This window comes from Mesorhizobium sp. L48C026A00 (assembly GCF_000502375.1).
GTDB classification, from domain to species: domain Bacteria; phylum Pseudomonadota; class Alphaproteobacteria; order Rhizobiales; family Rhizobiaceae; genus Mesorhizobium; species Mesorhizobium muleiense.
In genome coordinates this window covers 1-382 of the sequence record NZ_AYWU01000127.1, presented here as the reverse complement: position 1 = coordinate 382, position 382 = coordinate 1, and the positions used below count along the sequence as shown (strand labels likewise).

Below are 382 nucleotides of genomic sequence, written 5' to 3'. Positions count from 1 at the left end.
CCGCTGCGACGGATAGGCCGCCGCCGTCCGGTTCAGATCCTCCAGCAGATACGTCCGCTCGGCGGCCGGCAGCAGCTCAATCCGGCCCACCGGCTGTCCGGCATCGGCAACCACAGCGCACAACAGATTCTGCAAATGCTGCGTCATGCGGTCGATCTGCTCCGGTGCCAATCGACTTGCATCAAAATGCCAGCGAAAGCTCCCATCCAGAGCGCAAACCTCAAAGGTCAGCAAATCGCCGCATAGGGCTGGCCCAGCTCTGGGGCTCGTCTTCAGATCGCCAGCGACGGAACAGCTGTCTGTCGTGATGGTGATGCCAAGCGGCCAGGGCCGGTGCGACCGTAGCGCCTCCACACCTCGCAATGTCGGGCAGCGCGCGATA

1 protein-coding gene is annotated in these 382 nt (G+C 63.6%); it reads right to left on the bottom strand.

Annotated elements, in window-relative coordinates:
* On the bottom strand, nt 1-234 hold a 234-nt coding region (locus tag X738_RS86650), incomplete at its 3' end, for a hypothetical protein (protein WP_198032971.1).
* Nucleotides 235-382 lie beyond the last annotated feature (148 nt).